The sequence below is a fragment of the Aquiflexum sp. genome (assembly GCF_977115555.1).
Window position 1 is genome coordinate 1 of record NZ_CDSBKL010000140.1, and the last position, 9,742, is coordinate 9,742.

At 39.0% G+C, this 9,742-nt stretch carries 9 protein-coding genes; 2 read left to right on the top strand and 7 right to left on the bottom strand.

Features of this window, described 5'->3' with window-relative positions; genetic code table 11:
• Positions 1–115 precede the first annotated feature (115 nt).
• Together ACZFYI_RS10105 and ACZFYI_RS10110 are read right to left on the bottom strand one after the other, a co-directional pair.
• Positions 116–490, bottom strand: a complete 375-nt coding sequence (locus ACZFYI_RS10105) for a hypothetical protein (RefSeq protein ID WP_462524007.1) — start codon at positions 488–490, stop codon at positions 116–118.
• Positions 483–839 (bottom strand): carboxymuconolactone decarboxylase family protein, encoded by a 357-nt coding sequence (locus ACZFYI_RS10110; protein WP_462524008.1) that lies wholly within the window; start codon positions 837–839, stop codon positions 483–485. The genes ACZFYI_RS10105 and ACZFYI_RS10110 overlap by 8 nt, the downstream gene beginning before the upstream one ends.
• A 280-nt stretch (positions 840–1,119) precedes the next feature.
• On the opposite strand from ACZFYI_RS10110, the gene ACZFYI_RS10115 reads away from it, so the two are divergent.
• Together ACZFYI_RS10115 and ACZFYI_RS10120 are read left to right on the top strand one after the other, a co-directional pair.
• Positions 1,120–1,617, top strand: a complete 498-nt coding sequence (locus ACZFYI_RS10115; protein ID WP_462524009.1) for a ComF family protein — start codon at positions 1,120–1,122, stop codon at positions 1,615–1,617.
• 127 nt (positions 1,618–1,744) lie between these two features.
• Positions 1,745–2,905 (top strand): glycoside hydrolase family 5 protein, encoded by a 1,161-nt coding sequence (locus tag ACZFYI_RS10120; protein WP_462524010.1) that lies wholly within the window; start codon positions 1,745–1,747, stop codon positions 2,903–2,905.
• On the opposite strand, the gene ACZFYI_RS10125 is transcribed toward ACZFYI_RS10120, so the two are convergent.
• From ACZFYI_RS10125 to ACZFYI_RS10145, 5 genes are all read right to left on the bottom strand, one after another.
• Complete coding sequence (locus ACZFYI_RS10125; RefSeq protein WP_462524011.1) at positions 2,906–3,733, bottom strand: TPM domain-containing protein; 828 nt, start codon at positions 3,731–3,733, stop codon at positions 2,906–2,908.
• Complete coding sequence (locus tag ACZFYI_RS10130) at positions 3,714–4,148, bottom strand: TPM domain-containing protein (RefSeq protein ID WP_462524012.1); 435 nt, start codon at positions 4,146–4,148, stop codon at positions 3,714–3,716. The genes ACZFYI_RS10125 and ACZFYI_RS10130 overlap by 20 nt, the downstream gene beginning before the upstream one ends.
• Before the next feature lie 5 nt (positions 4,149–4,153).
• Positions 4,154–4,744: a LemA family protein gene (locus ACZFYI_RS10135; RefSeq protein ID WP_462524013.1), complete on the bottom strand. Its 591-nt coding sequence runs from the start codon at positions 4,742–4,744 to the stop codon at positions 4,154–4,156.
• A gap of 75 nt (positions 4,745–4,819) precedes the next feature.
• On the bottom strand, positions 4,820–8,119 hold the full coding sequence (locus ACZFYI_RS10140) for an ATP-binding protein (protein ID WP_462524014.1): 3,300 nt from the start codon (positions 8,117–8,119) through the stop codon (positions 4,820–4,822).
• A gap of 131 nt (positions 8,120–8,250) precedes the next feature.
• Complete coding sequence (locus tag ACZFYI_RS10145; RefSeq protein ID WP_462524015.1) at positions 8,251–9,501, bottom strand: retropepsin-like aspartic protease; 1,251 nt, start codon at positions 9,499–9,501, stop codon at positions 8,251–8,253.
• Positions 9,502–9,742: the final 241 nt, after the last annotated feature.

A 9,742-nucleotide genomic window follows, 5' to 3' on the forward strand; every position in this document is an offset into this window, starting at 1 on the left:
CTACGTATTGGCTGGCGTTGCGGTTGCAACTCAAAAAGCTGAGGACGAGAAGGGCCAGGATAATTGAAATGGCCGGAATACTTTTTTTCATTTGTACTTGATTGAATACTCTTTTTTAATTGCCTTCCCAACCGCCATTCTCCAATTCTAATTCCTTGAAGTAAGCGATGGTTTTTTCTTTGAGCAGGTCTTCCTGTTCTTTTACGCCGGTTGTGCGAAGGGGTTTCACGACCTTGTAGTGCGGCCAACCCTCGTCATCACGGCCAACAAACTCGTAGTAGCCGTCGATACTCAATAGGCGACACACCGCAATATGCATCAGGTCTTGTTTCTGTTCTTTGGAAAAATTCCTGTTTCCTTGTCCTAATTCCTGCACACCAATCAAAAACAGTACTCCATTCAAGTCATTGGGCTTTTTGCCGATAAGTTCTTCCATACCCTTCAATAGCTTACTCCACCGCTTTTCAAGATCAAGGTCTTTTTTAAACATCACTTTTCCCTTCTTGTTCCAATAATTCCCAATATTCTACAGCCCTTCTCAAATGCGGAATGACAATAGATCCTCCAATAATGGTTGCAATCGAAAAAACCTCAAAAATCTGTTCTTTATTCAATCCTGCCTCATGTGATTTGCCTAGATGGTACTTGATACAATCGTCACAGCGCAAAACCATAGAACAGGCCAAACCAATCATTTCCTTGGTTTTGATATCCAAGGCACCTTCTGCATAGGTATTGGTATCTAGGTTGAAAAATCGCTTGATAACTTTATTATCTGAAGCCATGATTTTTTCATTCATTTCGCTTCTATAGGCATTGAATTCTTCTATTAAATTCATTAAATTTTAAGGTGGTTTTAGTCAATTGCAAATATAACAGGTATTTACAGTCATTCAGTTAGAACTCTTTATTTTGAAAATGTATTCTACGTTTTTTGAAGATTTTTTGGCATTGGTTTTTCCGAAAACCTGCTGTCTATGCAAAAGAAGTCTTTTTGACTTTGAAGATCAGTTGTGCAAAATATGTATTGCGGGCCTGCCGGTTACAAATTACCACCTTAGGCCTCAAAACAATGAATTGGTAACCAAAATCATGGGCCTAACAAAACCCAATTTGGTAATGTCTTTTTTAAGGTTTTCCAAAAAAGGGTCAAGCCAAAGTCTCTTACACCAATTGAAATACAAAAACAAGCCGGAAATAGGAGTTGAATTGGGAAGATTGTACGGAAATATTCTAAGGGAAAATGGATTCACTCATAATTGGGATCAAATAACTCCAGTTCCTCTTCACCCTTTAAAACAGAAAAAAAGAGGCTATAACCAAAGTGAGCAATTTGCCAGTGCACTATCAGAATCTTTGGGCACTCCGGTGGCCTTATCTTTGGTCAGGCTGCAGTTTACAGAAACCCAAACCAAAAAGTCAAGAATGGAGAGGATTGAAAATGTTGCAGAGGTTTTTGATGTTGATCCGAATTTTCCTGTTAGAGGGAAAAAGATTTTGCTTGTCGATGACGTCATGACAACAGGTGCCACCTTGATCACTTGTGCAAACATCTTGCTTGAAAAGGGTAGTGATATGGTTGATTTAGCAGTAATCGCCGCAGGAAAAAATCAATAGGTTTTTTACAATATAATCTTGCAAAATAATTAAAAACCTTTATAATGTTAATTTGAAGCCTTTTTTGTTATCCTGATTTGATAAATGGGTATTGTTCTATAATTTGATCTAACAATAGCTCAGTCATATGGGAAATTTTAAAAGCAACCACCGCAGAGATTTTTTAGTCAAATCCAGCTTGATAGCAGCGGGTTTGACATTGGGAGCCAATAATAGCATTGCTTCACAATTGGCAAAACCTAAAAACAAACTTCCAAAATGGAGGGGATTTAACCTTTTGGATTTTTTCAATCCTGATGCTGACAAGGGAAGGAAAAACCCGGTCGAGCATTTCAAATGGATGGCTGATTGGGGATTTGATTTTGTCAGGGTTCCAATTTCCTATCCTTCATACCTTGATTTTGACAGGTCTAGACCGATTTTGGCAGAAGATGTTCTGAATTTCGATGAAAGAAGGCTTGAGGAAATAGACAATCTTGTTTTTCAGGCCCACAAGCAAGGCCTTCATGTAAGCCTTAATCTCCATAGAGCTCCCGGCTTTTGTATCAATGCCGGCTTTGTAGAACCCTATAACCTTTGGAAAGATCAGGAGGCATTGGATGCTTTTTGTGCGCATTGGGAAATGTGGGCGAAACGATATAAATACATCAGCTCCAAAAAACTGAGTTTTGATCTGGTCAATGAGCCTTTTATGCGACAAGATGTCAATGACCAGCATTCGCCGGGAGGGCCTGTCCCGGTGGAAGATTATTACCGTGTAGCAAAAGCTGCGGTGGAAACCATAAAAAATGTCAAATCATCTAGGTTGGTCATAGCAGACGGTAACGGAGGTGGTGGAATTGCTGTCCCTGAATTTGCTGACCTTGACATTGGTCAAAGCTGCCGTGCCTATCATCCTATGATTGTCTCTCATTATCAGGCATCATGGGTGTATAAGGAAACAGAAACACTTTCTCCTCCAGTTTGGCCCGGTGAATTCAATGGTCAAATGTATAATAGAGAAATGCTTGAAAGGTATTATGCACCTTGGGTTGCATTATTGGAAATGGGGGTAGGAGTTCACTGTGGAGAATGCGGTGCTTATAACAAAACCCCCCATGATGTGTTTTTGGCTTGGTTTGAAGATGTGTTGGATATCTTACATGAAAACGGGATAGGATTTGGAATATGGGAGTTTTCCGGAACTTTTGGAATTCTGAACTCCGGACGTCAAGATGTCAATTATGAGGATTGGTATGGTCAGAAGCTTGACAGAAAATACCTAAACTTACTCATGAAATACACATGATTACCAGCTGCCTCCAGCTCCGCCTCCGCCAAAAGAGCCACCTCCAAATCCTCCGAATCCGCCTCCGCCTCCACCAAATCCTCCGCGACCTGATGAAAAATCCCCAAATTTGCCTTTGCCACTACCTTTGAGCATGTTGGCGAGCATGATGGTGGTAAATAGATCTATTCCACCTCCTTTGCCTCCCATATGGTTGTCATTGTCTTTCCTGTTTTTGATCATAGGAAGGATGACGAAAATAAAAATGAATATCAAAAAGAAGATAATTGCACCTCCATGTTCTCCGGTAGAGGTCACTTTTTCAGCTTCATATTCTCCTGAAGCCAATTTGAATATCATATCTGTAGCTTTGTCTAATCCATCATAATAGGCCTGCATTTTGAAATTTGGCACAATTATCTGGTCAACAATTCTTTTTGCCAAAATATCAGGCAAAACACCTTCCATCCCATATCCAGTGGCTATGAATACTTTCCTGTCATCCATTGCTGCCAAAATCAAAACCCCATTGTCTAGCTTCGCTTGACCTATGCCCCACTTTTCACCCAGTTGAAATGTATAATCACTTATATCATACTGTCCGACAGAGCGGATTATCACGATGGTCACTTGGGTAGAAGTGCTGTCATTGTAAGCTACGAGTTTGTTTTCCAAATTGGCAACCTCACTTGAAGAAAGGGTATTTGTAAAATCATTGACCAATTTTGGCGGATTAGGTACTGCCGGAAAATCTCCCTGTGCAGTTATATTTCCGACTAAGAATAGGAACAATAAAATTGAAAGGGAATATTTATAGATCATGATGCTGTTATCCAAAGGAAATTTCATCCGGTAATTCGTTGATGTCTCCTTCATTATCATAAGGAAAGTGAGCTTTTAGGTGCTGACCACAGGCTTCAATGGCATTGGACAAGCCTTCGGTGAATGCGTTTTCCTTAAAGGATTTTGCCATGTCCTCTTTAATCTTTTCCCAAAAATTTTCAGGAACAACCTTATTGATGCCAGAGTCTCCCAGGATGGCAAACTTGTGGTCTGCAACTGCTAGATAAAAAAGCACAGCATTTCTTTGTTTGGTCTTGTGCATTTTGAGGGTTTCAAAAACCTCCGCAGCCCTGTCCAAGACATCAGAGCTGCAGTGGTTTTCAATGTGTACCTGAATTTCCCCTGAAGTCGCCATTTCAGCTGCTGCAATCGCTGAAACAATCCTGTTTTTGTCTTCTTGAGAAAAGAGATTTTCTGCCATTTTCCTTAAAATTGTACTGTCGGCGCATTTTCAGCACCGGCGGCTGCTTCGAAATAACCCTTGGTTTCAAACCCATACCAACCTGCAAAAAGATTGTTTGGGAATTTTCGTAGGTCTGAGTTATAGCTTTGGACTGATTGGTTAAAGTTTCTTCTCGCAACCGCAATCCTGTTTTCAGTACCTTCAAGTTGGGCCTGTAAATCAAGGAAATTTTGGTTGGCTTTGAGATCAGGGTATTTTTCAACAGTAACCAATAGCCGGCTAAGCGCACCACTTAGCTGGTCTTGCGCCTGTTGGAATTGAGCGATTTTGTCTGGGCTCAGGTCATTCGCATTGATATTGATGGAAGTTGCTTTTGCTCGCGCTTCGATGACTCCGGTCAATGTTTCTTGCTCAAAATCAGCATATCCTTTGACTGTATTTACAAGATTCGGGATCAGGTCTGCCCTCCTTTGGTATTGGGTTTGGACTTCAGCCCACTGTCCGTTGATTGTTTCTTCATTTTGGACAAACATGTTATAGACACCTACCGCTTTGGTGTACATAAAGATGCCTACCACAACGATGATCAAAATAGGAATGAGTGCTTTTTTCATTTTTTAGATTTGTTTAAGAATTCACAAAATTAAGATTTTGATGGGATTATCTCTTGTTATAGGTTATCAATGCGTTTATTTCTCCTCAGGGAAATTTGCCTTCATATTTCTTAGATGAATGTAGAAGGTGGTCCCTACTCCCACGGTACTTTCTACCTGAAGGTTGCCGTCATGTGCCCTTATTTGTTCGCGGATCAGATATAGTCCCAATCCTTTGCCGTCGACATGCGAATGAAATCTCTGGTATAATCCAAATAACCGGTCCTTATATCTCTCCAGATCCAAGCCTATACCATTGTCTCTGAATTCAATTACCGTAAATCCTTCCTCTTGGTAAGATTTGATCTCAATGACCGGGTTTCGGTCAGGATGTTTGTATTTGATGGAATTGGTAGTCAGGTTGATGATGAAGTTTTCCAGGTGAGAATAGATATAATTGATATGGGGAGCTTTGCTATAATCACTTACTATTACGGCCCCGGATTCTTTGAATTGTTTGGAAAGACTTCTTTCAATGTTTTTGAGAAGCTTTTTGAAGCTGACTCTTTCTATTTTAGGCAGCTTATTCTTTTTAATCGAAACCACTTCAATCAGATCTTCAAGTGTGCTGTTCAGAATCTGGGTGGAGATTTTAAGATTTTCAATGATTTCAATATTTTCCCCATCTGCAGGATGCTTATGGTTGTATAAGTCCAGGAGGGAGGTAATGTTGACAATAGGTGCGCGGAGGTTATGTGAGATGATATAGGCAAACCGCTGAAGTTCTTCATTTTGGGATTTAAGGTCCTTGATTAGCCTTTCCCGTTCGGATTCGGCAATCTTGGATTCTGTGATGTTTTGGGTAACCAATAGGATCCTGTCTATCTGGTTGGAACTGTTGGCCAATGGAACTCCGTTTTTTAGATAGTATTGGTTGTCCACCAGAACTTCAAAAATGACAGATTCTCCTTCGAGGACTTTTTCCAAAAAACCACTTACTTTCAATGAAGTGGCAGAATCATATATCGAAAGATGGGGCGTACCTATCAGTTTTTTTTGATCAATATTTAAAGATTGATAACCTTTTCCATCAGTAAAGACATAGTTATAGTCCTTATCAAGAATCTCAATAGTACCATTTGGAAAGTTCTCTGCTATACTTCGAAAAAGTAATTCTGAAGAAATAAGTCTTTTTTCAAAATGCAGACGGTTCAATTCAGCTCCGATCCGATCGGACAATACCGTCAATAATCCTGAAAGACCCAAACTATATGGATGGTCATTTTCATCCATCAAGACAAGGATTCCAAGACGGTTTTTGTCGATGTCCATGATCGGCACACCCATATAGGTGGAAATCCCCATATCGACCAAGCCTTTGTCATTGGGATATTTGATGGAGGCACCGTTTTGGATTATAAAAGGATTATTTGAAATCAGACAGTCATAACAGGGTGCATCGATCAATGAATACTGAAAATTGGTAGCTCTGTGCCCTTTTTTATAATAAGAAAGGATATTGGCTATTTGTTTCTTTTCGTCCACTTCTGCTATAAAGCAATAGGACATATTTAATTTTTCTGAGAGAAATGAAGTCAGAGCATCAAAAAACTCCTGCCCACTGAATCTTGACGTCCGTTCGGTCAATTCCGATAGGATATTAGATACATATTGCTGGTCGCTAATATCCTCTAAAATGGCTTGAAACACTTTTCCATCATCAATAGATTTGGCGTTGACCCGTACATGAAATAGCTTTTTGGAAAAATGAGTGATATATGGTCCCTCATAAAACCCCATTCCTTTTTCGATGCTGTCCAAGTATGCCTTTTTTATAGGATGGCCCTTGATGAGCTCAAACATGTTTTTTCCGATCATTTCTGATGGATCCTTCACCTCCACTTTCCTCATAAACTGCTTATTCATATCAAGGATAATTCCCTTACTGTCGTATTGGAATATGGGTAGTGGATTTTCATCAAAAAGAACTTTGTACCTGTTTAGCAGGGAATACGATTCGGTTTCTTTCTGTTTGGTATAAGTAATATCAATAAATACACCTGCCCAAATGGATTCTTTAGGAAATTGCCTGAGCCTGTTAGAGGCACCATAAACCCATTTGATCTTCCCTGAAGGAGTAGTTATTCGAAAAGTACTTTCAAATTTTTGATCTTTTTGAAATGCCGTTTTATCAGCCATTTCTACATGTTCCAAGTCCTCCTGATGTATCAAGACACGAATACAAGAATCATCCTCCATGATGGTCAAGGGCTCTAGTTCCCAAAGGTTTTTACTGCCCTCACTGACAAATACAAACTTTCTGGTTCCGTCTGGATAAGCCTTAAGCATATACACCATGCCTGGCACCACGCCGGTTAGCTGATCTAGGATGGTTCTATGTTCCAAAAGATCCTTTTCGATTTCTTTGAGTGCGGTGATATCGGTGATTATTCCCAATGAAATCCCAGAGCTGTTTGGGTCATCCAAAAGTTTGTTGACCTCATCTTGTACATAGACATACTTTCCGTTGGCATGGTTGATTCTATAAATCATTTTGGAATCATGATCAAACCCTCTATTAAAGTAATGTCGGTCAAGGGGATGTATCAAACTGATCCAGTCTTTGGAAGTAAAATTTTCAAAAAAACCAAGGTCATGGCCAAGAATTCCCTCCAGATTTCCTGAAAAATGAATCTGATCTGTTTTTAAGTCATATTCATAAAAAATCGGTGCCTGTTTTGGGGCTTTTTGGGTATCCTGCAAAACTGATGCAGATTTTTGGCTGCCAGGATCAATTCCATATTCAAGTTGGATCAAATCGTGGTCCCTGTTCAATACCTTCTTTGACAAATAAATATGTCCGGGAAATATTGTAAGAATGGATGTATTAGGATTGTCAAGAAATTCATTAAAACTGGATTCTGAAATAAAATTGAATTTTGAAAAAAAATAAGATTTCCATTCATATACCGACCTGAGAATATTCCCCGAATGGATCCCTGTAAAAACATTCCCTCTGGATTTGTCCATTATCCAGGAAAACTTTACATGGCTGTCAAAGGGTATCTGAGATATCAGAACATTTATAAGGTACGAATTGTCTTCCTGAGAAATCACATAGCCTTCCACTTGTACCAATTTGAAGTTTTGCTGTCTCCATGTCAGCGGACAGATTATCTTGTCCCCATTGCCAAGGATATTAAAAAGGTATTCAAAAAAAGGCTGAGGTAGTGTAGGAAATGATTTTTCGAAGAAGGCCTCCTCATAAAACTTTTCTCCCTCGGTCAGAATATTTCTTATTTCGGAGGAAACATATAGCAGTTCAAACCTGCCGTCTTCATACTTTTTTACGGTAAGCAGAATATTCTGAAAAGAAACTTTTGCACTGTCCGGCATAAACAATCAAAGAATTCATTGAGACCTCTTCTGCAGAAGGGAACCCAACCCAAATTACATTCATCCAAATATACAACTCTTCGGATAACAACATCAACAAAGATTTTATTGAAATCTTTGATACAAGAGGATTAAATCTGTCTTTTAAGTTTAAATCTATACTCCTTCAACTCAAAATTTTCAGGGTTCTCATCAAGAAACCGTTTCATTGTTATTTTTATTTCCTTGCCTTCTTCTGAGCGGAACAATTTGATCAAATCAGGAAGTTCCCAAAATGCTATCGGAATATTATTGATGTCAAAGAATTCATCCTTAACCCGGATACCGGCTTCATATGCAGGAGAGCCTTCCCTAATCTGAGTCACATAGATTGTTTTTTCATCCACCGGCATCAGTCTCGGGGTGATGCCACTCATATCAAATTCAAAAGGGACAGAAAAGGTCTCTCCTCTTTTGATGTACATTTTTTCTCTGTTGTAGTCTAAAATCAATGTCATCCTTCCTAAAATCTCCGAGCCGATACTGCCCTGTCTTCCGCTTTCCCGGATGACATAACTGAATTCCGTCTCCTCAGGAAAAGAAGTAATCACATCTTTAAATTTGATGCCATTGATGTCCAAAAGAAAAGTTCGTCCTACAAAACCAAACAAATCACCTCCCAATGATCGCCCCAAATCACTTTGTAGGTGTTCTTTTGGCAATAGTATTTGGTCAGTAGTTTCCCTGTTCAAGAGTAAGCCGTGGTTGGCACCGATATCGATCAACAGCTTTCCTTCTAATTCAGAATTGGAGGTTTGCTTTATTTTTCCGCTAATGTATGGCTTACTGTTGTCGAGTTTGATGTTTACTTTTTTGAAACCAAAAGGCTTTCTTTTCATCATGTCATTGGCATAAAAAGTAATCTTTTGTCTGTCATAATCAATTTTGATGGGATTGTATTTAAAAAATTCGTATCCGATCACCCCAAATACCGGTATCCCAATTACTTGTTCCAATTCCATAAAATCCTCATCCAATACCAAGAGTGTTTGAAAAATCCCCTCTAATGGCCCCATGTCAATGTAGTTGTTGGGTGAAACGGAGGCTGTCAGGATGACTTGTCCATCTGCGCCGACCAAATCAAGTTTTCTTGTGTAATTAAGCCCGATATAATTTCCGAAAGTTTTGCTAAACAAAATATTGGTCTTAACCCCTGTGTCCAACAGGAAGTTAACAGGAGGTCCGTTGTTGATCGAGAGAGGTATAATGACCAGGTTATTGGATACTATGATGGGTAATTCAACTTTTTTTTCTTCTTCTCTCATATAAAATCCCGGAACCTGGGCTTCAGCATATAAGATGCAGCAGTAGAGAAAAAACAAAATGAGATATAATGGGCGCACAATATTTAATCGTTTTTCTAGGTTTATATGTTGTTTAATATAAGCATAAATATTTTTAAACAGTGTTTTGTTTAATTCTTAATTTCTGACAAACTTCTATTTGCTTTTCTTTTATCAGGATTAATACCAAATAAGCCCACGTCAAACCAATCAAGAGTTTTGATTTTTGATAAAATCTAAAAAATACCGCATCTTTATTTTTTGGTAGTAAGCATTATGGCACAATTATCAGATGTAGAAA